This window comes from Brevundimonas olei (genome assembly GCF_037055245.1).
In the GTDB taxonomy this organism is placed as follows: domain Bacteria; phylum Pseudomonadota; class Alphaproteobacteria; order Caulobacterales; family Caulobacteraceae; genus Brevundimonas; species Brevundimonas olei.
Genome location: NZ_CP146369.1, coordinates 2,140,925 through 2,163,396 on the forward strand (window position 1 = coordinate 2,140,925; position 22,472 = coordinate 2,163,396).

The following is a 22,472-nucleotide window of genomic DNA, read 5'->3' on the forward strand; positions in this document are numbered from 1 at the left end:
ATCCAGTACGCCCGGATAGATTTTTCAGAACGCCAGCGGCGTCGTCTGCCACGTCACCCCAACGGCGGCGACAAGCGCGCCAGTCAGAGCCACGCGTCGCTCCCACAGACCCGGCCCATCGGGGAGAGGACGCCGCGCCATGACGACAGCCACGACGGCGATCAGCGCCAAACACAGAAGGCTGAAGCCCAGCCCTATCCAGCGCCCAGCGGCCGCCTCGGTCGACGACCAGACGTCTGCGGCGCTGGCCAGCAGATAGAGACCGAGAAAGTGCGCGGCCCAGATCAGCAGGCCCGCCGTCATGGCCAGCCAGCGCGTCACGATCCGCCGCCCGGAAACAGCCGGATCAGCAGCACGACCATCGCCGCCTGCCCCGCCGTATAAGCCATGAAGAGGCCGATCAGATCGACCGTGGAGGGCCGGTCGGCCGACACCCGTCCAAACGTTCGACGCAACAGGATATAGAGTCCCATCAAGGCCCCGATCCCCGCGAAAGTCCCCGCCCAGCCCAGAAGAGCGAAGACAGCGGCGCCCTGACTGGTAGCGTCCGGCTTCAAGCCGGCGAACCACCAAGCCCGAAGCTCCAACCCTGTCGCCGTCGCGGCGCCGATGGCGCTGATGAGCAGGAGAGCCGTGGCGAGCGTCTCCGCTCCCCTCCTCGCCCGGCGCAACACGCGCGGCGCGCCTGCCGCGCACAGCCCCGCCAGGGCCAGGACGCCGAGGTGCAGCATCATCGACGCCGTCTCCGGCGGCGCCTGCCACAGATCCGGCCGTCGGCTCCACAGGAAGACATAGGAGAAGCCCGCCAGCAGGCAGACCATGCCGCCGACGATCAGCACGATCACCATGGCCCACCAGCCATGACTGGACGGCCCCGAAACATAGTTGGGCATGCGGACGCCCGCCCCGATGTCCGTGGTCTTGCGACTGTAGGGCGCATCCAGGAACCAGCACCAGCGCATGATGCAGTAGATCGCCAGCACCCCGCTGATCACCGCGGCGGCATAGGCCTGGATGGTCAAGATCAGGAAGAAACCGGCGGTGAAGACCGCGCCGAAAACGTGCCAAGGGGACGGGCGCGGGAGGCGCAAGACATACTGCGGCTCCGCGTTAAGGGGGCTGGTGACCAGGGTCTGGCGCTCGCCTCCCGCCGCGCCGGGCAAAAACCAGCGCCCCTCCCGCACCTCCTTCGCCAACCCCTTCTGCTCCCAGAGCGGATAGAGGCTTTTCACCACCGGGACGGAGCGCACGGAATAATAGCCGCTGGGCAGCCATTCCAGACCGGGGCCGTCGTGGATGTTGCCCGCCTCGCGCGGGCCGAAGGGGCGGAAGTTGCGGATCATGTCGATGACCCAGAGCAGGACCGCCAGCCCGAACAGGAAGGCCCCTATGGTCGAGATGAAGTTGGGAAGGTCCCAGCCGCGTCCCGGCAGATAGGTGTAGACTCGGCGCGGCATCCCCATCAGCCCCGTCAAGTGCATGGGCAGGAAGGCGATGTTGTGTCCGGCGAACATCAGCCAGAATATCCATTTACCCATGCGCTCGCTCAGCGGCCGGACGCTGGACATGGGCAGCCAGTAGTAGATGGCCGCGAACATGGGAAAGACCATGCCGCCGATCAGGACGTAGTGCAGGTGGGCGACGATGAAGTAGCTGTCGTGGGCCTGCCAGTCGAAGGGCACCATGGCGACCATGACCCCGGTCAGCCCGCCCATGACGAAGATGACCAGGCCGCCCACGGCGAACAGGCCGGGCGTGGTGAAGCGCATCTTTCCGGCCGCTATGGTGGCGATCCAGGCGAAGACCTGCACCCCGGCAGGCACGCTGACCGCCATGGAGGCGGCGCTGAAGTAGTTGATGCTGATCTGCGGCATGCCGGTGGTGAACATGTGGTGCGCCCACACGCCGAAGCTGATGAAGCCGGTCGCCAGCATGGCCATCACCACCAGGGGATGACCGACCAGCTTCGTGCGCGCCATGGCGGGGATGATGGTCGACATGGCCCCCGCCGCCGGCAGGAAGATGATGTAGACCTCCGGGTGGCCGAAGAACCAGAACAGGTGCTGCCACAGCATAGGATCGCCGCCCTTCAGCGGGTCGAAGAAGGGCCAGCCCAGCGCTCTCTCCAGCTCCAGCAGCAAGGTCGCCAGGATCACCGAGGGAAAGGCGATGATGATCATGCAGGCGAAGATCAGCATGGCCCAGGCGAAGACCGGCAGCTTGTCCAGCGTCATGCCGGGCGCGCGCGTCTTCAGCACCCCGACGATGATCTCGATCGCTCCGGCGATGGCCGAGATCTCGATAAAGCCGATGCCCAGCAGCCAGAAGTCGGCGTTGATCCCCGGCGAATAGGTCATGCCGGTCAGCGGCGGATACATGAACCACCCGCCGTCCGGGGCGAGGCCGAAGAAAAGGGAGCAGAAGAAGGCCAGGCCCCCGATCAGATAGGCCCAGAAAGCGTAGGCGCCCAGGCGCGGGAACGGCAGGTCGCGCGCCCCCAGCATCTGCGGCAGCAGCAGCACGCCCAGCGCCTCGACCGCCGGCACGGCGAACAGGAACATCATCACCGTGCCGTGCATGGTGAAGATCTGGTTGTAGGTATCCTGCGGCAGGAAGCCCGTCATCGGCAGGGCCAGCTGGGTGCGCATCAGCAGCGCCAGCCCCCCCGCAAGCACGAAGAACAGCATGGCCGCGCCGACGTAATAGACGCCGATGATATTGTTGTTGATCGCCGTGATCCACTCGCCGGGACGGCGCGGACCGCACCAGGCGGCTTCCAGCTGCCCCAGCTCGCCATCCGGACGCGGCTCCTCGGTGGGAAAGCGATCGTATTTGCGGACGTCGAAGCCGGTTTCCGACGTCATTTCAGACTGTCCAGATAGGCGGCCAGGTCGCGCAGCTCGCGCCCGGTCAGCACCGGATAGGACGGCATGCGGTTGCCCGGCTTGATCCCTTGGCTGTCGGCGATCCACCCCGCCATCGCGCCCTGATTGTTGGGCAGGATGCCCGCGCCCAGCGTCTTGCGCGAACCGACGTGGGTCAGGTCCGGCCCGGCCAGGCCGTTGGCCTCCGTTCCGCGTATGGTATGGCAGGCGCCGCAGCCCGAGGCGCCGAACACCGCCGCGCCCGGAAGGGCGGACGCCGCGGCGGGCGCGGCCTGCCTGGCCCGCCAGGCCTCGAAGTCGGCCTCGGCATGGGCGACGACGACGAAGCCCATCAGGGCGTGGGGTCCGCCGCAATATTCGGCGCACTGTCCCGCATAGACGCCCGGTTTGTCAGCCTGCAGGCGCATGAAGTTGCGGCGGCCCGGGATCATGTCCGTCTTGCCGCCCAGGCGCGGCACCCACAGGCTATGGATGACGTCGGCGCTCTCCAGTTCGACCACCACCGGGCGGCCGACGGGGATGTGAACCTCATTGGCGTCCTGGACCGTTTCGCGGCCCTGGCCGTCCAGATAGGCCACGCGCCACCACCACATCTCGCCGGTGACGCGCACGCGCATCTCGCCGTCGCGCGGCGCATCCGACACGCGCGCGGTGACGCTGAGGCCGTAGATCAGCAACCCCGTCAACACGACCACCGGAAAGGCCAGGCCGCCGATCCAGACCAGCCGCTCGCCGCCCGCTCGACGTTTCCACTTCCTCGGCCCGAACAGGGCGACGCCCAGTGCGATCAGGACGACGGCCAGCACGACCGCGCCCATGACGAACAGCACCCAGGCGACGACCGTCACCGGCCCGGCGAACGGCCCTGCAGGGTCCAGAACCGGCGGCGGCCAGCCGCCCAGCATGTCCGGCGTCTCAGTCGTCATCGAGCGTATAGAGGTAGGCCGCTATGTCGCGGGCTTCGGCTTCGCTCAGGGGCATGGGCGGCATGCCGGTGTCGGGCAGCAGCGACGGCGCGTCGCGCACGAAGGCGGCCATGATCGCAGGCTGGTTCGGCAGGCGCCCTGCGATCATCGGCCGCGCCCCGACGCCCGCCAGCGATCCGCCGGTCCGCCCCTGGGGCCAGGCCACGCCGGGAATGGCGTGGCAGGCGCCGCAGCCCTGGGTCCGGACAAGACGCAACCCTTCGGCGGGATCGGCGCCCGCCAGGTCGCGCGGCGCGCCGGCCTTGTCCGCGCAGGCGGCCAGCCCCAACAGGCCGACGGCCGAGACCGCCGCCCCTATCTTCCCCATCGTCGTGACATGACGGCATCCGGCCCCTTTCAGCTTCGCCAGAACCAATCCATCGGGCGGCCGGGGGTTCCGAAGCGGAACCGGCGCCGCAAGGCCGGTGTTGGATCGGGGTGCGCGCCCTGCCCCTCGCTTTTCTGGGACTGACCCTCGCCGCCTGCGATACGACGCCGGGTGAGACCGATCGCGCATTTCAGGCGTCCGGCGAGATCATCGCCATGAGCGGCGGCGCGGGCGGCGCGGGCAACGCCTGCTTCACGTGTCACGGCCTGAAAGGCGAAGGCGACGGCGTTTCCTCGCCGCGCCTGGCAGGTCTGGACCGGGGCTATCTGCAGAAGCAGATGGAGGATTACGCCAGCGGCCTGCGTCCCGACGACGTCATGACCCGCGTGGCGCGCGGCCTTGACCCCGACGCCCGCCGCATCGTGGCCGCCTGGTACGCCGGACTGCCCGCTCCGCCCGCCGGTGCGTCAGCCGCCCCTCCGCCGTCGATCTGGCTGACCGGCGACACAGCACGAGGGATCACCGCCTGCGCCGCCTGCCATGGAACTGAAGGCCAGGGCGCAGGCGCAGGTCAGCCGATCGTCGCCCGGCAGCCCGCCGCCTATACTCTGGAGCAGATCGACCGCTGGAAGTCCGGCCGGCGGCGTAACGACCCGCGCGGCGTCATGGCCGCCGCCGTCCAGCATCTGACGGAAGAAGAAGCCCGCGCCATAGCCGCGTGGCTGTCGACCCGACCCGCCGCTCAAGCGCACGCCAACGCCTCTGCCAGCGCGTCCGTTTCGGCTTCGGCTGCGGCACGACCGGCAGCATCGCGTGAAATACGTCGTCCCGATCGATCAGATGGTGCTTGAGCGCCGCCCCCGCATGGATCGGGATCATCAGAAGAAGGGTCAGGACCAGACCCCAGTGCATCCACTCGGCCGTCGCCTCGACCGCCCAGAGCTGACGGTTCGACAGATCCTGCATCGGCAACAGCGGCCAGGGGATGAAGCCCGCCGCCGCCAGCTGGGTGTCCCGCGCCGTCGCCGAGATCATAGCCCAGCCCGACAGCGGCAGGCCGAACAGGCAAAGATAGAAGACATAGTGGGTGACGTGGGCGGCGGTGCTTTCCCAGCCCGGCTTGTCCGCGTCATTGATCAGGTCCGGCGCGACCAGCCGCCAGGTCAGGCGACCGATGACTAGCAGCAGCATCAGCACGCCGACGGCGAAATGCACTTCATAGGCCGCCACCTTCTCGCCGCCGACCGGCAGCCGCCCCATCCACCAGCCCCAGCCCAGCTGGAATACGACCAGACCCGCCATGATCCAGTGAAACCAGATGGCCACGGGGGAATAGCGCCCCTCATCATGATGACCGGCGGCCCACTCCAGCGCCTGGGCGATCAGCCGGTCGATCATGCCGCCGCCTCGCCCGCCGGCTTCAGCAGACCGTGAATCCGCCACAGTGCGACCAGGAGGTAGGCCGCCGCCGCCGGCGCCCACATGATGAGCCCGGCCGCCTGCTGATCCTCCAGCGGCGTCATGTTCCAGGCCAGCGTGCTGGCGAAATGCGGGGCGTACAGGGGCTGGCCCGCGAACACGATCAGGGCGCCCAGCAGCCCCATCAGCAGCATGGCCGCCAGCAGAGCGGCCACGGCCGCATGGCCCCTGGCGCTTCGCACCGCCGCCCAGAACCAGACGGCGCTCCCCAGGATGCTGATCTGCATCAGCCAATAGATCCCGTCATGCGACAGGGCCTGAGCGTAGAGTCCGGGCGCGTGCCAGGCCCAGAAGACCACCGCCTGCACCGCGGTGGCCGCCGCCAGACGCGGCCGTTTCAGCCGGGGCAGACACAGGGCCAGCAAGGGCGCCGCCGCCAGCACCAGCAAAAGGTGATGCAAGGTCCGTGCGGTGAACAGGGCCGAACTCAGCGCGCACAGAGGCGAGATAAAGCCGATCGCCAGCACCGCCATCGCCGCCGCGCATCGCCCCTTTTCCGGTCCGCGCAGCAGAACCAGCCCCGCGACCGTCGCAGCCGTCAGAACGGCCCAGAGAACCGGGTCGCCGTTCCAGCGGCTCAGCGCCTCGGCCGGATCGGGCGCGGGCCCGCAATAAGGTGTCCAGACGGCATCGACCATCCTGGGCCAACGCCTGCGTGCAGCGACGGTTCACCGACCCGGATCACGCCAGGCCTGCGCCCTCCGGGGCGGAACCCGGCTTCGATATGCGCCGTTCCCCTGCCCTGTTCAGGAACCCGCACCCCATGTCCGACACGGTCGCCGACCCTGCTTTTGAACCACCGCCCGAAGCCCAGGCCTTCTATGAGGAGGCCCTGCGCCTGCTGAAGAAATCCGGGGTGCCCTTCCTGCTGTCGGGCACCTATGCGGTTACCGCCTATACGGGAATCCGTCGGCCGACCAAGGATCTCGACGTCTTCTGCAAGCCCGGCGACTACCCTCGAATCCTCGCCTTCTTCCAAGCGCGCGGCTATCGCACCGACGTCGAGGACGAACGCTGGATCGCCAAGGTCTGGAAGGACGACAAGCATTTCTTCGACGTGATCTTCGCCATGTCGAACGGCACGATCGCCGTGTCCGACAGCTGGTTCGGGCCGGACCGCATCACCGTCTACGGGCATGAGGTGACGATCACCCCGCCGACCGCCCTGATCCTGTCCAAGGCCTTCATCCAGGACCGCTATCGCTACGACGGCGCCGATGTGAACCACGTCATCCTGAAACAGGCCGAGGCCATCGACTGGAAGTCGCTGCTGGATCAGATGGACCTCTATTGGGAGGTGCTGATGGCGCACCTGCTCAACTTCCGCTTCGCCTATCCGACCGAGCGCGGCCTCGTGCCCGCCTGGCTGATGACCGAACTGATCGGTCGCCTTCAGGCCCAGGTCGATCTGCCGCCGCCGCGCGTTAAGGTCTGCCGAGGCCGTCTGTTCAGCCCGCGCGACTATATCGCCGACATCTCCGAATGGGGCTTCGGCGACGTGGTGGGCAAGGGCCTGGAGGAGCGCCATGACCCCGTCGCCTGACACCGCCGCCGCCCCCGAAGGCCAGACGCCCCAGCCGGGCATGGAGTCCGGGCCGAAGAAGAAGCTGCGCGTCGCCGCCGTGGCCGACCTGCACGTGGGCGAAACCTCGCATCGCGCCTATCGCGACCTGTTCGACCGGGTGCATGAGGACGCCGACGTGCTGTGCCTGTGCGGCGACCTGGTCAATTTCGGCAAGACGGTCGAGGTGGAGAACCTGCTGGAAGACCTGCGCGCCTGCCGCATCCCCATGGTCGGCGTTCTTGGCAATCACGAGCACGAGTGCGGCCAGCCGCAGGAAGTGACCCGTATGCTGACGGAGGCCGGGGTCAGGATGCTGACCGGCGAGGCTTATGAAATCGACGGCGTCGGCTTCGCCGGGGGCAAGGGCTTCGTCGGCGGTTTCGGCCGCTACATGCTCAGCTCCTTCGGCGAGGCCTCGATCAAGACCTTCGTCAATGAGGCGGTGGAGGACGCCAATCTCATCGAGAATTCGATCCGGACCCTGCGCACCGAGCGGAGCGTGGTTCTGCTCCACTACGCCCCCGTGGTGGATACGGTGATCGGCGAGCCGCCCGAGATTCACGCCTTCCTCGGCTCGTCGCGGCTGGCCGAGGTCGTCGATCGTTATGAGAACGTCAAGCTGGTGCTGCACGGCCACGCTCATCGCGGCGCGCCGGAAGGCCGCACCGCCCGCGGTGTCCCGGTCTACAACGTCGCCCTGCCCGTTCTGCGCGCGCTGGGCGATACGCCCTATCGCGTGTTCGAGGTCTGAAGAGGGTCAGGCGATCCCGGCGCCGCCGGTGACGCCCCAGACCTCGCCGGTGACGAAGCTGGCCTCCTGCGAGGCCAGCAGCACGTAGACGGATGCGATCTCGACCGGCTGGCCCGGGCGGCCGAAGGCGCTGTGGGCGCCGAACTTCTCGACCTTCTCCTGAGGCTGGCCGCCGCTGGGCTGCAGCACTGTCCAGAAGGGGCCCGGCGCCACGGCGTTCACCCGCACGCCCTTCTCGATCAACTGCTTGGCCAAGGCCTTGGTGTAGGTGACGATCCCGCCCTTGGTGGTGGCGTAGTCCAGCAGGATATCCGACGGCTCATAGGCCTGGATCGAAGCCGTGGTGATGACCGCCGCGCCCGGCGGCAGGTGCGGCGTCGCCGCCTGACACAGCCAGTGCAGGGCGTAGAGATTGGTCTTCAGCGTGGCGTCGAAATCCTCGGTCGAGACCTGGCCCACGTCCTTGCGGAACTGCTGCCGGCCGGCGTTGACGACCAGGATGTCCAGGCCGCCGAAGGCCTCGAGCGCGCGCTCCACCATGGTCGCATTCCACGCCTCGTCGCGCACGTCCCCCGGCAGGGCCAGCGCCTTGACGCCCTCCGCCTCGATCAGGGCGATCACCTCGCGCGCGTCGGCTTCCTCCGAGGGGAGATAGGAAATCGCCACGTCGGCGCCCTCACGGGCGTAGGCGATGGCCACCGCGCGACCGATGCCGGAATCAGCGCCGGTGATCAGGGCGCGCCGCCCCTTCAATCGCCCGTGGCCGTGATAGGCCTCCTCCCCGTGATCAGGCTGAGGCTCCATTCTGGCGACCAGGCCCGGCGCAGGCTGAGGCTGACGCGGAAACGGCGGGCGCGGATACTGATTGCGGGGATCCTGCATGGTCAGGCGGTCGGACATGACAGCTCCTCTGAACGACTGAAGGCGTGCCTTCCTAAGTCGCACCCTGCGCGAGCGTTCCCCGCGGGGTTCGGCTCGCCGGCGCGCGTCATCCTCGACAGCGTGACGGCGGCTCGCCTGGAGAAGGCCTCGAACCACCGCGCCGGAAAATCGAGAAGCGACCGGCGCCGTATGGAACGGGCCGCGCGCCTTTTCCTTCTCCTCCACGACGAAAGGAGTTCCTCTTGCCCCTCGCAAACAAGGAAAAGCCCCCGATCCTGCGACAGCCGCGCCGGCTGATGATGATCGTCGGCGCCATCCTGGCCCTGTTGTTCGTCGTGTATCTGGCCACGGCCGCGACGGGCTTCCTGCGCACCCAGACCAAGGTTGCGGATCCGCGCATGACGGGTACGGAAGCGCCTCTGGAGCGCGCCATGTAACGGCGTGTTCAGGCTTGGCCGTTTGGAACGGCGGCGCGCCTGACCGCTTAACCTCCTGTCACAGGGAGGAAAGAATGAACCGACTTCGCACTCGCCCGCCCCCCGCCGTCCTCATGGGAGGCCGTCATGCGTTTCTATGAAGTGGTGGTCGGCAGCGACAGCGGCCCGCAGCGGCGCCTGCGCGTGACCTCGCCCACGGACGCGCAGGCCGCAGACGCCGCCGCGCCCCTGATGCGGGCGCACGAAGCCATCCTGTCCATTCGAGAAACGCCTGACGACGGGCTGCAGCAGGCCGACGCCCCGCCGCCCAAGACCCAGGCGGAAGAGCTGGCCCCCGACACGCCGGGCATGGCCGCCAAATCCTGATCCATCGCAAGGAGATTCACTGATGATGAAACAAACCATGGCCGTTATGGCCGTCTCGGCCGCCGCTCTCACCCTGGCGGCCTGCAACCAGCAACAGGGTTCCGAGGCCGTCGACAAGGCTCAGGACGCCGTTTCCGAGCCGGTCGGCCAGACCTCGGCCGCCACCATGGGCGCCAATATGGTCAGCGCCTATGTTCCCAACGCCGCCATGGGCGACATGTACGAAATCCAGGCCGCCGACATCGCCCTGGAACGGTCGCAGAACGCCCAGGTCAAGGAATTGGCCCAGATGATCAAGACCGATCACACGGCCGCCTCAGCCGCCCTGAAGACCGCCGCCGCGCAGGCGGCGCCGGACACCGCCGTGCCGACCGAACTGGATCAGCGTCGCAAGGGTCTTATCGATAACCTGCGCTCGGCCACGGCGGCGAGCTTCGACAAGACCTATATCGATCAACAGGTCGCCGCCCACGAGGAGGCCGTCACCCTGCATCGCGGCTTCTCGGACAAGACAGATGTCCCGGCCCTGGCCGAGCACGCCCGCACGGTCCTGCCCAAGATCGAAGCGCACCTGGAACGCGCCAAGCAGTTGCAGTCCAGCCTGGGCGGCTGACGCCGACCCCGTTGCGAAGCGAGAGGGGCGGGCCGCGGTCCGTCCCTTTTTTCTACGCGTCGGCAGACTTCCGCGCCTCATAGGGCGGGTCTAGGCGTCTGTCCGGATGCAGACACACCGGAACGCCGCGACGTATCTCCCGCTTCGAAGGCGCCCACTCGTTTTGAGGAGACAACCATGGCCGAGAAAACGCTGCAGACCCTGTTTCACGACACTCTGCGCGACATCTATTACGCTGAGCGCAAGATTCTGAAGTCTCTGCCCAAGATGGCCCGCGCGGCTCAATCACCCGAGCTCAAGGCGGCCTTCGAGAAGCATCGGGAGCAGACGGAAGGACAGATCGAGCGCCTGCAGCAGGTGTTCGAGATCATCGGCAAGCCCGCCCGCGGCAAGACTTGCGACGCCATCGAAGGCATCCTGGCCGAGGGCGACGAGATCGCCGAGGAATACAAGGACACGGCGGCGCTCGACGCGGGTCTGCTGGCCGCGGCCCAAGCGGTCGAGCATTATGAGATCACCCGCTACGGCACGCTGAAGCGATGGGCGCAGGTGATGGGGTTGAAGGACGCCGTCAAACTGCTGGACGAGACCCTCCAGGAGGAAAGCCAGACGGACGAGGACCTGACGGCCATCGCCGATTCTGCGGTCAACGCCGAGGCGCTGCAACCCGCCTGACGGCCGGTCTCCCCGCCGCCTCGTCGGCGGCGGGGACGAACCGCCTCAGACCGGCAGCTTCTCCAGTCGGAGGTAGGACGGATTGAACTCGGCCGCATCGGCCAGTCGCTCCCAGGCGAGGATGCGGACGTCGGCCCCGCTCCATTCCAGCCACCCCGCCTCTCGCATGACTTTCAGCGTGCGGTTCACATGCACCGCCGACATGCCCAGAAGGTCGGCGATCTCCGCCTGGATGATCGGAAAACGAAAGGCTCCGTCGCGAGCGAGTCCGACGGCTTCCAGGCGGGTGTAGACTTCACAGACCAGCAGGGCGGTCCGCTCCAGCGCCTCTTGCCGCCCCAGCGCCAAGAGCCATTCGCGATGCATGGCGGCGTCCACCACCGTCTCCAGCCACAGCAGACGCGTCAAGTGCGGGTGCTGCTCCGTCAGGCGTCGCAGACGGTCGTGGGGAGCCTCTGCGATGAGGCAATCGGTCAAGGCGCGCACCCCGTGATCGACCCGCTTCAGCACGAAGCCGTGCAGGTCGATGAAATCCCCGGGAAGGTTGATCTGGGTGTATTGACGCCGCCCATCGCTCAGGTCGCGGTAGCGCGCGCAGAACCCCCCGATAACCAAGCTGGAGTGATCGACCAGGGCGTCCTGTGAAACGATGTCGCTGCCCGCCGGCTTGACTACGATATTGACCAGCACGCTTCGCAAGGCCTGTCGTTCCTCGTCCCCGAGGGCGTCGCGACGCTCCAGCTTGTTCTCCAACAGGCGGCTATGGTCGTGCATGGGGCGGCTCCGCTGACGCTTGCCAAAGCTCAACGTCGCCCGACGGCGAATGTTGCCGCCAAGCTCGCCTCCGCCCGGTTCCGTAACGCCGCAAAGGCGACACAAAGAACCGGCTACGGCCTAGCTGCGTTGGTTTCGCGTAACAGGGGAGTTTGCATTGTGAACAGGACACCAGTCATTGAGCGGGCCTTTGAGCTGGCGCGCAGCGGTCGCTTCCGTATCCCAAGCGAGGTCCGCAAGGCGTTGATATCCGACCGCTATACCCAGGCCGAGCTGTTCCAGCTCGAAGGCAAGGCCACTTGGCGCCAGCTGCGAACCTTGTGCGCGGATTCCTACCATCGCGCCTGAGACCGATCTATCAGCCCTGCGGCGGCGCTGCGACTAACCTATGTAAAGAACGAAACACCCCTGGCCGTGCTGTTGGTCAGGGGGATGAAGAATCAGTCTTATCAAGATGATGTAGACATAGCGGCGGCGTCGTTGGAACGGATGCTTTCCAGCTTCGCCGTGCTGTCGTCTTCTGACGTCGATCGCATTCGCGGCTGGTTCCGGGGTCCGGCGTTGGCCCACCCTCCCGGCGGCCCCATCCCTCTTCATCCCGAACGCAAGGACGCCCGGGTCGTAGCGCGCGGCTGGGTGGCGCGGGGCGCCATGCTGGAGGACGGTCGTCGGCAGATCGTGGGATTGAGTTTGCCCGGCGACGTCATCCTGGCGACCGACTCGGTGGACGCAGATATGGCGGTCTGGGCATTGACCGACGCCTCGACCCTCGACGCGACCCTGCTGTGGGACGCCATTTCAGAAGGTGCGGACTTCAGCCCGCGCCTCCTGGAGGCCTGGCGCCAATTTCGCTCTGCGGAGCGTCTGCGGCTGGCGCGACATGTGATCCGGCTCGGTCGGCTCAGCGCCTATGAGCGCACCGCGCACCTCCTGCTGGAGTTGTACGAGCGGCAAAGCCGTCTGGGCGCTGTCGAACCCGGCGTCCTGCATCTTCCCCTCACCCAGGACATGCTCGCCGACATCCTGGGCCTCAGCGCCGTGCATATGAACCGCACCCTGCAGCAGCTTCGCCGCGCGGGCCTCGTTGATTACCGGACGGGCCGCGCCATCCTGCCCGACCTGTCGGGCCTGGCGCTGGCCGCCGGCCTCAGCATAGCCGACGCTCTCGCGGACGCGCGGAACTTCGGCGACTAACCCATGTAAGTGGCGCCCCCCTGCATTCATGGCACGGCTCCTTCCCCAGGAGGGCTCATGCCTGCAGATTCCGCCGCCACGCTGCCTCCGTCCGTCCCGCTTCCCGGGCGTCCGCGCGCCCATATCGGAGATCATCCGGTCTATCACGCCTTGCCGCCGGACGCGCAGCGGCGCCTGATCGCGGAAGGGACGGAAGTCGATCTCCCGGGTGATGCGCGCCTGGCCCTGGACAGAGACCACCTCTGGTTCGTCATCTCCGGCGTGCTCGGCGCCTTCCCGCCCGACAGCGAGGTCTGCGTCGCGCCGGTCGTATCCGGCGCCGTCTACGGGTGGGATCACGCCCTCGGCTTCAGCGGCAGCGGCGCACAGGTTCGCCCCCTGCTGGACGTGCGGCTGTTCCAGGTTCCCGCCGCCGCCGCACGCGAAGCGCTGGGGTATGACTGGCTGGCGCGTTTCGTCGCTCTGCAGGCGGTCCAGCGTCTGACGTTTCTGGAACAGGAAGCCGCCTGCAACGCCTCCCACCGGGTGTCGGAGCGGCTGGCGAAATGGCTGCTTCGCCTGCATCACGGCGGGAACGGCGCGCCGGTTCGCCTGAATCAGGCCCGACTGGCGGCCATGCTCGGCGTCCAACGCACCAGCATCAACGTGGCGGCGCGCAACCTTCAGGCGACGGGCGGCGTGCGGTTCAGTCGCGGCAAGGCCTCCATTCTGGATGTGGCCAAGCTGACCGCGAGTTCATGTCGGTGCGGCACGACGGATTAACGAGGATCGCAGCCGGCAATCGGCGAGCGGCGGCGTTCGGAGCGTCAGGGCTCCGACCAGCCCAGCACGCGCAAAGCCGGCTCTGGCTTGTCCGCCTGCGAGAAGACCAGGCTGGCCTTCTTCTCTCCCCGCCCGGGGACATAGTCGAGCGAGGCGCCGGAGCGTTCGCCGCCGACCTGACCCTCGATATCCACGGCGGCGGCGGCCAGGTCGCCCTGGTTGGCGACCACGACGTCGACCACCCATCCGCCGGATGAAGGTCGAACCGCCTCGCTTCTGATCGTCAGCGCCGCCGGCGACGGAACCGAAAAAGCCGCTCGCGCCAGCACGCCCGCCGCGCCGAGCGTGATGACGAGGCCAATCAGAGCGCAGGCGCACTGCAGCCGCGACACGCCCTTCTTCCGTGCTTTCTGCTTCTCCTTGTCCGTCACGGCTACACCAGAAGCCGCGCGGCCGCGGCCCCGATCGCCGCCGGAAAGGCCAGGATCACGACATTGGCCATGAGCGCCTGGAGCCCATGGCCGTCAGCTCCGCCGAACACCCACAGCATGGCGAGGCTGGCCAGCAGGCACAGGGCGTAGCCCGGCAGGGTGAAGTCGAAGAAGGCCCGGACCGGCGTTTCCGCCTCTTCCTGCCCCGCGAAACCCGCCTCGAAGACGATCAGGTGCAGCAGGATCACCGACAGAATGAGCACACCCAACGCGCCCAGCGGCGTGGCCATATAGGCGATCAGTCGCATCTCCTCGGTCGGAGCCAGGTTCATGGCGAAGTAGAGGGCGCCGGCCAGCATCAGGAACAGCTCGCCCGGATAGGAGGCCTCATCCTCGTCGCCCTCGTCCGAATCGCCCGACAGCTGGCGTCGCGCCGCCAGGGCGCCCAGCGCGGCGGGCACCGCCTGCAGGGACATCTGCCCCACGGCGGACGCCGGCGAACTCAGATCCAGCACGTTGAAGACCAGCAGAAGCGCAGCGGCGGTGACGAAGCCCACAGCCAGGGCGACCAGGGTGTCCAGCGCATTGTTGACCGGACCCCGGCGTGCCGAAAACCCGGCGTAATGCGCCAACCCGAACAGCACCGGCAGCGCCGCCAGCAGAAAGACGAGACGCCGCTCCGGTTCCGCAGCGAAGCCGAGCGCCCACATCTCCATCGTCATCAGCAGGGGCAGGCTGAAAAGCAGAGCGCCGCCGAAGGCTCGGCCCAGATCGCGAATATAGGCGCTGTCGTCCGCCCGCGCGGCGTCCTGCATCGAAGTCATTCCCAAGCAACGCCGCCGTCCGGTTTCGGCTCCCGCAAGGGCTGTGCCCCTTAGTTCAACCGGTTGCGGAGGCGCCGTTCCAGAGCGCCCTCCGCCAGCCCGGCGTCGCAATCGCAGGCCGCCTGCCAAAGCTCGTCCTGATTCGGGCAGGACGAATCTGGACAGCTCCCCGATCCTGCAGGTGGCGGCACAATGCGTTGATACTGGTGCGCTGCAAGCCGAGCATGTCCGCCAATTCGCCCTGGGTGATGGGAATTCCCCCCTCTCCTCACCGTCGGCCGCATGAAGACGCGCGATCCATTTCGCCAGGCGCTGGAGGGCCGTATGCCGGGCGTTGCAGGCGGCCTCGACGCCGAGCGCGCGCGCGCGCGACGCGGCATAGGCGGCGAGAAACTGGTGAATCCAGGCGTCCCTCAACACGGCGTGGACTGGCTTCAACGGCGCGACATAGCCCTCGGTCGGCAGGACGGCTCGCGTCTCATGAGCATGGAGGGTCGCGCCGACGGCGGCCTCCCAGCCCAGAACGCTGCCGGGAGGAATCACGCCCACGCAGACCCGCTGCCCGGACGGAAGGAAGCCGAGGGCGCCGTTCAGGACGAAATAGAGGGCGTCGTCTGGCGGAGGCTCGCCCGCAACCAGCGCAAGGCGCCGCGCCGTCTCCATGAGGACAGCCTTAACCTTCGACGGCAGGACGTCGTAGCCTGGATGGTGCTCCATCCGGAATGAAAGGCCGCAACGCAAGCCATATCGCAGCTTTGCGCCAGCAGCGGAGGGCCGCCCGTCAATCGTACGGCCGACTTTGCCTGGCCAAGCATTCCGCCTAATCTGACACCGTCGAAAAGGCAGGCTGGCGGTTAGTCCGGCCCTCGCGCAAGCGGGTCTGTCCGGCGCCGCCAGCGGCGAGTCCCCCGATCTTCACGCGGTCTGCATGGTGCAGGCGGCGAGCAAAGGAGATTTCGGTCATCACGCTAAGCGTCACTGATCTGGCTAGATCCAGACAATTTTACGTAGAGGGGTTCAGGTGGGTCGGCCGTCTTCGAGAACGACGAAATCCTCCTTTACCAAATGAATGGCTTCGTTCTCGGCACATGGCTGGAGAGCGAGCTCAACATGCAGAGGGAGGGGTTGAAGCTGCCTGGCGCCTTCAACCTCGCTCATAATGTAAATGAGCCGGATCAAGTCTCCTCATTGATCGACCGGCTGGCCAGCTTCAGGGGCCGCATCCGTCGCCAGGCCGATGCGCCGCCACACGGTGGCTTTCGGGGCTACGTCGCGGATCCAGACGATCATGCATGGGAGATCGCCTTCAATCGGCATGGCGGGTCGACGAGCGAGGCTTGGTGACCTTCGGACTGTAGCCCTCAGCGGGGGCGGGTTTCGCGAGAAGCCCGCCCCTATCGACGAAGAAGCATAGCGCCGATCGTTGACCGGGTTGCGCCCGTAGCGCAGGTTGACCTCCTGTCTGAATGAAGATTTTCCAATGAGCACCAAGCATCTTGAGAGGAGGAGCGTGCCCAGCTGATGCAACGAGGTGTCCTCAGTTCCAAGAAACGCGCCCTCTACGGCCGCCATTCCTCGGACCTCCAGAACGCCCGGTCGACCAAAGACCAGATCACGCTTCTGCGCGAAGCCAGCCGAGTTGAGGGCGTCACAGAAGTTTTCGAGTTCATGGACGAGGCCGTTTCCGGCAGCGCGATCGCCAACCGACCAGGACTACGCGCGCTCCTCGCCTCCGTAGAGCGCGGGGAAATCAGCGACGTCATGGCTGAGGCGCTCGACCGACTTTCGCGCGACCAGGAGGACCTCGCCGGCATTTTCAAACGCCTCACCTACGCCGGCGTCGCGCTGAAGACCCTGACCGAAGGCCCGATCGACAGAATTCACATCGGGCTGAAGGGCATGATGAACGAACTCTTCCTGCACGACCTGGCAGAGAAGACACGTCGCGGCCTGACCGCACGAGTAAAGGCTGGCTTCTCTGGCGGAGGTCGCTGCTTTGGTTACGATATCATTGGCAAGGGCGAACTGCAGCCCAACGCCCGCCAGGTCAGCATCCTCCACCAGATTTTCACCGACTTCGGCCGCAACGCAATGTCAGCCCGCGCCATCGCTCACAAGCTGAACGCCGACGGCGAACCTGGCCCGCGTGGCGGCGAATGGACCCCCTCGGCCATTCACGGCAACCGCCGCGCCCAGGACGGCATCCTGCACCAGGAACTTTATATCGGCGTGCGGGTCTTCAATCGACGTCGCTACCGCAAGCACCCCGACACGGGCAGGCGATCTTCGGTTCTGAATCCGCCTGAGGAATGGCTGCGGGAGCCCGTCCCGCACCTGCGCATCATCGATCAGGGACTTTGGGACGCCGTCCAAGCCCGGCTCTGCGTCCAGGCGAGACAGCCCAAGACGCTCATCAGAAAACCGAAACGCCTGCTGTCCGGACTGATGAAGTGCAGTCTGTGCGGCTCCGCCATGACGCTGAAAGGCGACAAGTACAACTGCAGCGGCCGCTTCGATCGCGGCACCTGCTCAAACGGCAAGATTATCGCCGCCAAAACGGTGGAGGAACGCGTCCTTGCCGGCATCAAGACCCACCTGCTAGCCCCGGAAGCGATCACCGAAACCGTCAGAACCTTTCACGCCGGCGCGGAAGCAGAGCGCCGCGCCCTTCAGGTCGAACGGGCACCGCTGGAGCGCGAACTGGCGGACATCGAACGCAAACTGAAGCGCGCGCAGACCATGTGCCTAGACGGCGCGATCGAAACGGACGAACTGAAGATGATCAGCACCCCGCTGAAGATCCGCCGAAGCGAGATCCAAGCCCGAATGGCGGCCGACAGCACCCCATCCGTGATCCAACTTCACTCCGGCGGCATGGAGGTCTACCGCCGGCTGGCGGAAAATCTGCATACGGCGATCGAGAGCGAGGACGGCGAGGAAGTGCGTACGGAACTGCGCCAGCTGATTGACCGCGTGGACTTCATCCCGGCGGTGGGCCTAGGCAAGTTCCAGTTGGAAGTGCACGTCAGCCTTGCGGCGTTGCTGACGCTGGGCCAAGCCTACAGAAACCCCACGGCTGGAGGCCTAGGAGTTTCTGTAAGTCAGGGCCTCACGTCCGGGTGCGAGGTAATGCTGAGAGCGAAAGGCCGCTTCGCCAACAACACCATCGACATTTCTGCCTAGGGAAGACAGCGCCCCGCCCGTTACTATTAGCGTTTGGATGCTGGCAACGAGAGATCGATCGAACAGCTTTGCTTGGCGTCGCCGAGCTGGCGGTCCTTGCATGGTAGGATGACTGGCCTCGCAGATCGCCTATGCGTCGCACGCCCCAGCGCACGATCGGCCAGTCTGTGAACCTGTCAGCCGCTGCGGTGCAGCGCCGAATCGCGGCGCTGGAGGCGGCGAACGTAATCCAGGCCAATGTAGCCAGGGTCGATCATGATGCCTATCACCGCCATTGTCTAGGTGGTGCTGCACGACGAGCGCGCCGACACCGTTGACCGGGCCAAGGCCCTGTTCAGCGCCACGCCCGAAGTACAGCAATGCTACTACGTAACCGGCGGCGTCAGCTTCATGCTGATCGTTATCGCCCCCGACATGAGGGTCTATGAAGGCCTGACCCGACGGTGGTTCGCCGAGAACGACCTTGTGGCCAGCTACCGAACCCTTGTGGCTCTGGATCGCGTCAAAGCAGGATGTCGGTCGTCGTGCCCTGATTACTCTGCGACGATGTTGAGGTCCACTCCCCCCCTGGAGGACGTTCGGCGCGACGAGCCACCAAGGTCAGCAACGCGCCTTGAGCGATCATTGGCGTCGGCGCGGAAAGCCGACACCGGTAGCGGCCAAGCGCTTGAACCGCGCCCAGCCCGTTGCTGACCTTTAATCTGCCCGCATGACCGAAATTTAACTGGCCGCTCGCCGGCGCCGCTGACTACCAAGCCTGAACATCATTCTGGTCCGTCATGCTCCTTCCCCTTCTCGCCGCCGTGTCGCTGATCCAGCAGCCTTCCGAACGTTTCGACGCCGAGACGCGCATCAGAGACGCCATCGCTGTCGTTCGCCCCGTGGCCTATCGCAGCCGGCAGGTCGACTGGGACGCCCTGGCCGAGGATATGCGCCATCGCGCCGAAGGCGCCCGCGACGACATCGACATGCTTCCGGCCTGGGCGGCCTTGGCGGCTGGATTGGGCGACGGCCATTCCTTCGTCCAACCGACCCCCGACGCGATCGCCGCCTGGCGCGAGCGATACGGCGACCGCCCGCTCATGCCTGACGCGCCGCCTCGGCCTCGTCCAGGTTCGCCGTTCATGAAGCGGGCGGAGATAGAAGCCCACACGCTTGCTGTCGGCCCCGATCATGACGCCGAGTTGATCACCGTGCCGTCCGTCTCTGGTTTTGGTGAAAAGGCCATCGCCTACGCCTCTCGCCTGTTCGGCGCGGTCGCCAACGCCGGCCCGCGCAGCTGCGGCTATGTCCTGGACCTGAGAGGCAATACGGGCGGCAATGTGTGGCCGATGCTGATCGGGCTTTCGGGTCTGCTCGGGGACGGTCCGCAGGGCCGGAGCGAGGACGCCGACGGACGGATCGAGGACTATGCCACCTTGAAGGAAGGCTCCGCAGTCGTGCTCGCCGAACAGGGGCGCGGCCTCACAATGATGTCGATCGACGAGTGGCGCCCGATCCCGTCGCTCGCCGCCTCCCCCGTCGCGCTTCTGCTGGATGACGCGACCGCCAGTTCCGGCGAGGGCGTTGCGATCGCCTTCGCCGGCCGGGCGCTCACCCGCAGCTTCGGCGCCCGCACCTATGGCGTCGCCTCCTCGAACGAGGGGTATCCTCTAGCCGACGGCGCCAATGTGGTCGTGACCACGGCCATGATGGTGGATCGAAACGGCCGAACCTACCCAGATGGTATCGAGCCGGATCAGGTCATCGATGGTGAAGGCGAGGATGCGGTGGACGCCGCCCGCGCCTGGCTCGCCCTCCAGCCCGCCTGCAAATAGGCTCCTGCCCTGGAGGCAAGACCCAGAGTTCCGTTCGCGTCCAACACCGCCGCTTACCGTCAGCCAGATAACGTCTGCCCAGACCTATTGGGCGTGGTCCACTGGAGCGATTCTGGATTTCACCCAGGAAGACGCCAGAAAACGGGGACGCGCGGCGGGCGCCGAGCCGTTATTCAGCGGCCTTGGACCTGCGCATTCCATTATCGCAACGCAACCTAAAATTTGATCATATGTTCTATGAACTAGAAAATATTGGGTAAATAATACCTATATTGCATCACGACTCCGGGATCGGTAAAAAATCTTTTGCTAACTTCGCGGCCGCACCCTTTAATACGCAGATGCAAAAAACGGGATCATTCCACCCAGTTGTCTTCCGCAGCGAACAGCCGTGGCTGGGGGAGCAGCGCGCACGCGCCTTCGCGGAGATCACGCCAGAACCGACCGCCGGCGAGGCCGCTCAAGCCTGCGTCAGGCCCGCCCAGCCCGCCTGACATCATTTTCCCCGCGTCTTCTCCCCGAGACCCTCATGACCCCACAGACGATTTCCAAGGCCGCAGCATTCTGTTGCGGCCTTTTCGCTGTTGCGCTTTCGGCGCCAGCCCTGGCGGCCGCGCCGCCCCTACTGGAACACCAGGTCCCATTGGCGCTGGATGGCTCGGGCACAGCCTGGATTCTCACATCGACGGCCCTGGTGCTCATGATGACGCTGCCGGGCCTGGCCCTCTTCTACGGCGGCATGGTTCGGAAAAAGAACCTGATCGCCACCATCGCTCATTCCACGGCGGCCATGGCGATCGTCACCGTCCTATGGTTCGTCGCCGGCTACGCCCTGTCGTTCGGCACGATCAACGGCGCGGCCAACAACTTCGTGGGAGGGCTTCAAGCCTTGTTTCTCAACGGGGTCGGAACCCACACCGCCCACGCCCTGACCCCGGGCCTGCCCGAGTTTCTGTGGATCGGCTATCAACTGACCTTCGCCATCATTACTCCGGCCCTGATCGCGGGAGCCTTCGCCGAGCGCATCAAATTCTCGGCCAGCGTGCTGTTCTTCACCCTGTGGCACCTGATCGTCTATGCGCCGATCTGCCATCAGGTCTGGGGTGGCGGCTGGATGGGAGAACTGGGCGTGCTCGACTTCGCGGGCGGCGCCGTCGTTCACGTCAACGCCGGGGTGGCCGGCTTGGTCTGCGCCGTCGTACTCGGCCCGCGACACGGCTGGGGCCGGGACAACATGGCCCCTCATAACCTGGCCTTCACCGCCATCGGCACCGGACTGCTGTTTGTCGGTTGGATGGGCTTCAACGGGGGCTCGGCCGCGGGCGCCAATGAGATCGCCGCCGTCGCTGTCTTCAACACCCTGCTGGCTCCCGCAGCCGCCGCCGTCGGCTGGATTGCGGTGGAGTGGACATTGAAAAAGAAACCAACACTTCTGGGTCTGCTGACCGGCGTCGTGGCCGGCTTGGTCGCCATCACCCCCGCCGCCGGCTTCGTCGACCCTAAGGGCGCCTTCCTGATCGGCCTGATCTCAGGTCCGATCGCCTATGCCGGCGCAGTCTGGCTCAAGCATAAGCTCAAATATGACGACAGCCTGGACGCCTTCGGGGTGCATGGCGTCGCTGGAATTGCGGGAGCCCTGCTGACCGGCGTCTTCGCCAATGCCGCCATCAATCCGGCCGCCGAAGGGGCCACCGTCCTGAAACAGGCCATCGGCCTTGGCGGCGCCATGGTCTGGAGCGCAGCGGGCACCTTCATGGTGCTCATGATCTGCAAATATACAGTCGGCCTCAGGGTCCAGACTGAGGCCGAGATCGAGGGCCTCGACTACAGCGAGCATGGTGAAGCCCTGCCCTAGTTCAGCCGCAAGCCGCCTTTTTTCCGCGTCGACAAGCATAGCAGGCAAAGTCAGAACAATGAGCGCCGGGAGCGAGGCCTGCCTCGTGGACATACTGGAGCCGCTGCGCGCCCTGCCCGGCTACGGACTCGTGGCGCTGACGATCTTCGCCTATCGGGTCTGCGACAACGATCCCAACAACGAGGCCTCGGTCGTCGTGGTCGTCCGACGTCCCCAGGCACGCGGCTCGCATGCGGTGGAATTGGTACGGTCGATGAAGCGCCGCAGCTTCTTCGCCCACCTCCTTGCCCTGCCGGTCAACACCGACATTGCCCGTGCGCGCGGTGTCGAGGGCACTCAACCGCCCAAGTGGCTGACCCCGATCGATGTCGCCTTCTGGTCCCGGATTACGGCCTCGGTCGCCGCGCCGGACGGGACGCCGGACATCAGCCTCAGTCTGCCGACGCCGAAGTTCCGAACACTTCCCTCGCAGTCGCGCATGGGAACCAACACCATGTTGAACCGCATCGACGGCCAGCGGCGCCAGATTGCGTGCAGTCCAACACCCTGCGCTTCGCCCAGCAGGTCCTGCCTTCAGGGATCACACTGAAGCGAGAAGGCGGGCCGTTGACGCAACTGCTCGACGGCCTCGGCGCTTCAACCCTGGTCCAGTTGGATGTCACGCAAGACGCCCAACTTGTCCCTCAC

The 22,472-nt window shown here is 66.4% G+C and carries 29 protein-coding genes and 1 pseudogene; 19 read left to right on the plus strand and 11 right to left on the minus strand.

The annotated features are described in order from the left end of the window. Positions 1–24 precede the first annotated feature (24 nt). Genes V8J38_RS10165 through V8J38_RS10180 form a run of 4 tightly spaced genes read right to left on the minus strand, consistent with a single transcriptional unit; the run spans position 25 to position 4,178 of the window. On the minus strand, positions 25–321 hold the full coding sequence (locus tag V8J38_RS10165) for a hypothetical protein (protein WP_291783705.1): 297 nt from the start codon (positions 319–321) through the stop codon (positions 25–27). Further along, complete coding sequence (locus tag V8J38_RS10170) at positions 318–2,864, minus strand: cbb3-type cytochrome c oxidase subunit I (protein WP_338575492.1); 2,547 nt, start codon at positions 2,862–2,864, stop codon at positions 318–320. Before V8J38_RS10170 ends, V8J38_RS10165 begins: the two co-directional genes overlap by 4 nt. Beyond that, complete coding sequence (gene coxB / locus V8J38_RS10175; protein WP_338575495.1) at positions 2,861–3,811, minus strand: cytochrome c oxidase subunit II; 951 nt, start codon at positions 3,809–3,811, stop codon at positions 2,861–2,863. The genes V8J38_RS10170 and coxB overlap by 4 nt, the downstream gene beginning before the upstream one ends. Then, complete coding sequence (locus tag V8J38_RS10180) at positions 3,801–4,178, minus strand: c-type cytochrome (RefSeq protein ID WP_312218305.1); 378 nt, start codon at positions 4,176–4,178, stop codon at positions 3,801–3,803. Before V8J38_RS10180 ends, coxB begins: the two co-directional genes overlap by 11 nt. A gap of 215 nt (positions 4,179–4,393) precedes the next feature. On the opposite strand from V8J38_RS10180, the pseudogene V8J38_RS10185 reads away from it, so the two are divergent. Then, positions 4,394–4,849, plus strand: a pseudogene (locus V8J38_RS10185) (c-type cytochrome); the annotation flags it as partial. On the opposite strand, the gene V8J38_RS10190 reads toward V8J38_RS10185, so the two are convergent. After that, entirely contained in the window at positions 4,842–5,576 is a 735-nt protein-coding gene (locus V8J38_RS10190) for a cytochrome b (RefSeq protein ID WP_291783692.1), read from the minus strand. The pseudogene V8J38_RS10185 and the gene V8J38_RS10190 overlap by 8 nt on opposite strands. Beyond that, positions 5,573–6,295, minus strand: coding sequence for a cytochrome c oxidase assembly protein (locus V8J38_RS10195; protein WP_291783690.1), 723 nt, complete (start codon positions 6,293–6,295; stop codon positions 5,573–5,575). Before V8J38_RS10195 ends, V8J38_RS10190 begins: the two co-directional genes overlap by 4 nt. Positions 6,296–6,420: 125 nt before the next feature. On the opposite strand from V8J38_RS10195, the gene V8J38_RS10200 reads away from it, so the two are divergent. After that, positions 6,421–7,200: a hypothetical protein gene (locus tag V8J38_RS10200; protein ID WP_291783687.1), complete on the plus strand. Its 780-nt coding sequence runs from the start codon at positions 6,421–6,423 to the stop codon at positions 7,198–7,200. Next, positions 7,184–7,972: a metallophosphoesterase family protein gene (locus V8J38_RS10205; protein WP_291783684.1), complete on the plus strand. Its 789-nt coding sequence runs from the start codon at positions 7,184–7,186 to the stop codon at positions 7,970–7,972. The genes V8J38_RS10200 and V8J38_RS10205 overlap by 17 nt, the downstream gene beginning before the upstream one ends. A 6-nt stretch (positions 7,973–7,978) precedes the next feature. Here V8J38_RS10205 and V8J38_RS10210 read toward each other — a convergent pair whose 3' ends face one another. Beyond that, positions 7,979–8,872 (minus strand): SDR family oxidoreductase, encoded by an 894-nt coding sequence (locus tag V8J38_RS10210; protein WP_291783682.1) that lies wholly within the window; start codon positions 8,870–8,872, stop codon positions 7,979–7,981. A 224-nt stretch (positions 8,873–9,096) separates the two neighbouring features. Here V8J38_RS10210 and V8J38_RS10215 point away from each other — a divergent pair, with 224 nt between their 5' ends. The 4 genes from V8J38_RS10215 to V8J38_RS10230 all read left to right on the plus strand — a co-directional run bounded on the left by V8J38_RS10215 (position 9,097) and on the right by V8J38_RS10230 (position 10,945). Further along, positions 9,097–9,291 carry a hypothetical protein gene (locus V8J38_RS10215; RefSeq protein WP_291783679.1) on the plus strand — a complete coding sequence of 65 codons (195 nt, stop codon included), beginning with the start codon at positions 9,097–9,099 and terminating at the stop codon, positions 9,289–9,291. Positions 9,292–9,417: 126 nt separating this feature from the next. Beyond that, a complete protein-coding gene (locus V8J38_RS10220) occupies positions 9,418–9,657 on the plus strand; it encodes a hypothetical protein (RefSeq protein WP_291783675.1) in 240 nt (79 codons plus the stop codon). 22 nt (positions 9,658–9,679) lie between these two features. Further along, the gene (locus V8J38_RS10225; protein ID WP_291783673.1) at positions 9,680–10,270 is read left to right on the plus strand and encodes a DUF4142 domain-containing protein; all 591 of its coding nucleotides are present in this window, start codon (positions 9,680–9,682) and stop codon (positions 10,268–10,270) included. Between the two features lie 177 nt (positions 10,271–10,447). Next, positions 10,448–10,945 (plus strand): ferritin-like domain-containing protein, encoded by a 498-nt coding sequence (locus V8J38_RS10230; protein WP_291783670.1) that lies wholly within the window; start codon positions 10,448–10,450, stop codon positions 10,943–10,945. Positions 10,946–10,990: 45 nt separating this feature from the next. On the opposite strand, the gene V8J38_RS10235 is transcribed toward V8J38_RS10230, so the two are convergent. Further along, positions 10,991–11,719, minus strand: a complete 729-nt coding sequence (locus V8J38_RS10235) for a Crp/Fnr family transcriptional regulator (RefSeq protein WP_291783667.1) — start codon at positions 11,717–11,719, stop codon at positions 10,991–10,993. Between V8J38_RS10235 and V8J38_RS10240 the strand changes: the two genes are divergently transcribed. The 3 genes from V8J38_RS10240 (at position 11,708) to V8J38_RS10250 (ending at position 13,675) form a co-directional block, all read left to right on the plus strand. After that, positions 11,708–12,067, plus strand: a complete 360-nt coding sequence (locus tag V8J38_RS10240) for a hypothetical protein (protein ID WP_291783664.1) — start codon at positions 11,708–11,710, stop codon at positions 12,065–12,067. The genes V8J38_RS10235 and V8J38_RS10240 overlap by 12 nt on opposite strands. Before the next feature lie 141 nt (positions 12,068–12,208). Then, the gene (locus V8J38_RS10245; RefSeq protein ID WP_291783740.1) at positions 12,209–12,913 is read left to right on the plus strand and encodes a Crp/Fnr family transcriptional regulator; all 705 of its coding nucleotides are present in this window, start codon (positions 12,209–12,211) and stop codon (positions 12,911–12,913) included. A 57-nt stretch (positions 12,914–12,970) separates the two neighbouring features. Continuing rightward, on the plus strand, positions 12,971–13,675 hold the full coding sequence (locus V8J38_RS10250) for a Crp/Fnr family transcriptional regulator (RefSeq protein ID WP_291783661.1): 705 nt from the start codon (positions 12,971–12,973) through the stop codon (positions 13,673–13,675). Between the two features lie 44 nt (positions 13,676–13,719). Here the strand turns inward: V8J38_RS10250 and V8J38_RS10255 are convergent, their stop codons facing one another. The 3 genes from V8J38_RS10255 to V8J38_RS16955 are packed head-to-tail and all read right to left on the minus strand — an operon-like array spanning position 13,720 to position 15,186. Continuing rightward, a complete protein-coding gene (locus tag V8J38_RS10255) occupies positions 13,720–14,106 on the minus strand; it encodes a hypothetical protein (RefSeq protein ID WP_338575508.1) in 387 nt (128 codons plus the stop codon). Positions 14,107–14,108: 2 nt separating this feature from the next. Continuing rightward, complete coding sequence (locus tag V8J38_RS10260) at positions 14,109–14,930, minus strand: TIGR02587 family membrane protein (RefSeq protein ID WP_338578620.1); 822 nt, start codon at positions 14,928–14,930, stop codon at positions 14,109–14,111. A 55-nt stretch (positions 14,931–14,985) separates the two neighbouring features. Beyond that, positions 14,986–15,186 carry a helix-turn-helix domain-containing protein gene (locus V8J38_RS16955; protein ID WP_422388342.1) on the minus strand — a complete coding sequence of 67 codons (201 nt, stop codon included), beginning with the start codon at positions 15,184–15,186 and terminating at the stop codon, positions 14,986–14,988. A gap of 68 nt (positions 15,187–15,254) precedes the next feature. Here V8J38_RS16955 and V8J38_RS10265 point away from each other — a divergent pair, with 68 nt between their 5' ends. From V8J38_RS10265 to V8J38_RS10295, 9 genes are all read left to right on the plus strand, one after another. After that, a complete protein-coding gene (locus tag V8J38_RS10265; RefSeq protein ID WP_338575510.1) occupies positions 15,255–15,656 on the plus strand; it encodes a hypothetical protein in 402 nt (133 codons plus the stop codon). A gap of 339 nt (positions 15,657–15,995) precedes the next feature. Next, positions 15,996–16,274: a VOC family protein gene (locus V8J38_RS10270; RefSeq protein WP_291782068.1), complete on the plus strand. Its 279-nt coding sequence runs from the start codon at positions 15,996–15,998 to the stop codon at positions 16,272–16,274. Positions 16,275–16,451: 177 nt separating this feature from the next. After that, a complete protein-coding gene (locus tag V8J38_RS10275) occupies positions 16,452–18,113 on the plus strand; it encodes a recombinase family protein (protein ID WP_291782071.1) in 1,662 nt (553 codons plus the stop codon). A gap of 131 nt (positions 18,114–18,244) precedes the next feature. Further along, entirely contained in the window at positions 18,245–18,430 is a 186-nt protein-coding gene (locus V8J38_RS16960; RefSeq protein ID WP_366936260.1) for an Lrp/AsnC family transcriptional regulator, read from the plus strand. Then, positions 18,399–18,806, plus strand: a complete 408-nt coding sequence (locus V8J38_RS16965) for an Lrp/AsnC ligand binding domain-containing protein (RefSeq protein WP_422388343.1) — start codon at positions 18,399–18,401, stop codon at positions 18,804–18,806. The genes V8J38_RS16960 and V8J38_RS16965 overlap by 32 nt, the downstream gene beginning before the upstream one ends. Before the next feature lie 86 nt (positions 18,807–18,892). Further along, positions 18,893–19,930 (plus strand): S41 family peptidase, encoded by a 1,038-nt coding sequence (locus tag V8J38_RS10280; protein WP_291782077.1) that lies wholly within the window; start codon positions 18,893–18,895, stop codon positions 19,928–19,930. Between the two features lie 272 nt (positions 19,931–20,202). Further along, positions 20,203–20,424 carry a hypothetical protein gene (locus V8J38_RS10285; protein WP_291782080.1) on the plus strand — a complete coding sequence of 74 codons (222 nt, stop codon included), beginning with the start codon at positions 20,203–20,205 and terminating at the stop codon, positions 20,422–20,424. 35 nt (positions 20,425–20,459) lie between these two features. After that, the gene (locus V8J38_RS10290) at positions 20,460–21,785 is read left to right on the plus strand and encodes an ammonium transporter (RefSeq protein WP_291782083.1); all 1,326 of its coding nucleotides are present in this window, start codon (positions 20,460–20,462) and stop codon (positions 21,783–21,785) included. A 58-nt stretch (positions 21,786–21,843) separates the two neighbouring features. Beyond that, positions 21,844–22,374: a hypothetical protein gene (locus tag V8J38_RS10295; protein WP_338575518.1), complete on the plus strand. Its 531-nt coding sequence runs from the start codon at positions 21,844–21,846 to the stop codon at positions 22,372–22,374. The last annotated feature ends 98 nt before the right edge of the window (positions 22,375–22,472 follow it).

Bases quoted from the DNA above. Each gene is read 5' to 3' on its own strand.
- V8J38_RS10225 (WP_291783673.1), top strand. From the start codon at position 9,680: ATGATGAAACAAACCATGGCCGTTATGGCCGTCTCGGCCGCCGCTCTC.
- V8J38_RS10195 (WP_291783690.1), bottom strand. From the start codon at position 6,295: ATGGTCGATGCCGTCTGGACACCTTATTGCGGGCCCGCGCCCGATCCG.
- V8J38_RS10205 (WP_291783684.1), top strand. From the start codon at position 7,184: ATGACCCCGTCGCCTGACACCGCCGCCGCCCCCGAAGGCCAGACGCCC.
- V8J38_RS10210 (WP_291783682.1), bottom strand. From the start codon at position 8,872: ATGTCCGACCGCCTGACCATGCAGGATCCCCGCAATCAGTATCCGCGC.
- V8J38_RS10290 (WP_291782083.1), top strand. From the start codon at position 20,460: ATGACCCCACAGACGATTTCCAAGGCCGCAGCATTCTGTTGCGGCCTT.
- V8J38_RS10265 (WP_338575510.1), top strand. From the start codon at position 15,255: ATGCCGGGCGTTGCAGGCGGCCTCGACGCCGAGCGCGCGCGCGCGCGA.
- V8J38_RS10230 (WP_291783670.1), top strand. From the start codon at position 10,448: ATGGCCGAGAAAACGCTGCAGACCCTGTTTCACGACACTCTGCGCGAC.
- V8J38_RS10275 (WP_291782071.1), top strand. From the start codon at position 16,452: ATGCAACGAGGTGTCCTCAGTTCCAAGAAACGCGCCCTCTACGGCCGC.
- V8J38_RS10295 (WP_338575518.1), top strand. From the start codon at position 21,844: ATGAGCGCCGGGAGCGAGGCCTGCCTCGTGGACATACTGGAGCCGCTG.
- V8J38_RS10260 (WP_338578620.1), bottom strand. From the start codon at position 14,930: ATGACTTCGATGCAGGACGCCGCGCGGGCGGACGACAGCGCCTATATT.
- V8J38_RS10190 (WP_291783692.1), bottom strand. From the start codon at position 5,576: ATGATCGACCGGCTGATCGCCCAGGCGCTGGAGTGGGCCGCCGGTCAT.
- V8J38_RS10170 (WP_338575492.1), bottom strand. From the start codon at position 2,864: ATGACGTCGGAAACCGGCTTCGACGTCCGCAAATACGATCGCTTTCCC.
- V8J38_RS10180 (WP_312218305.1), bottom strand. From the start codon at position 4,178: ATGGGGAAGATAGGGGCGGCGGTCTCGGCCGTCGGCCTGTTGGGGCTG.
- V8J38_RS10240 (WP_291783664.1), top strand. From the start codon at position 11,708: ATGGTCGTGCATGGGGCGGCTCCGCTGACGCTTGCCAAAGCTCAACGT.
- V8J38_RS16960 (WP_366936260.1), top strand. From the start codon at position 18,245: ATGCGTCGCACGCCCCAGCGCACGATCGGCCAGTCTGTGAACCTGTCA.
- V8J38_RS10270 (WP_291782068.1), top strand. From the start codon at position 15,996: ATGAATGGCTTCGTTCTCGGCACATGGCTGGAGAGCGAGCTCAACATG.
- V8J38_RS10250 (WP_291783661.1), top strand. From the start codon at position 12,971: ATGCCTGCAGATTCCGCCGCCACGCTGCCTCCGTCCGTCCCGCTTCCC.
- V8J38_RS10235 (WP_291783667.1), bottom strand. From the start codon at position 11,719: ATGCACGACCATAGCCGCCTGTTGGAGAACAAGCTGGAGCGTCGCGAC.
- V8J38_RS10245 (WP_291783740.1), top strand. From the start codon at position 12,209: ATGCTTTCCAGCTTCGCCGTGCTGTCGTCTTCTGACGTCGATCGCATT.
- coxB (WP_338575495.1), bottom strand. From the start codon at position 3,811: ATGACGACTGAGACGCCGGACATGCTGGGCGGCTGGCCGCCGCCGGTT.
- V8J38_RS10280 (WP_291782077.1), top strand. From the start codon at position 18,893: ATGCTCCTTCCCCTTCTCGCCGCCGTGTCGCTGATCCAGCAGCCTTCC.
- V8J38_RS10200 (WP_291783687.1), top strand. From the start codon at position 6,421: ATGTCCGACACGGTCGCCGACCCTGCTTTTGAACCACCGCCCGAAGCC.
- V8J38_RS10220 (WP_291783675.1), top strand. From the start codon at position 9,418: ATGCGTTTCTATGAAGTGGTGGTCGGCAGCGACAGCGGCCCGCAGCGG.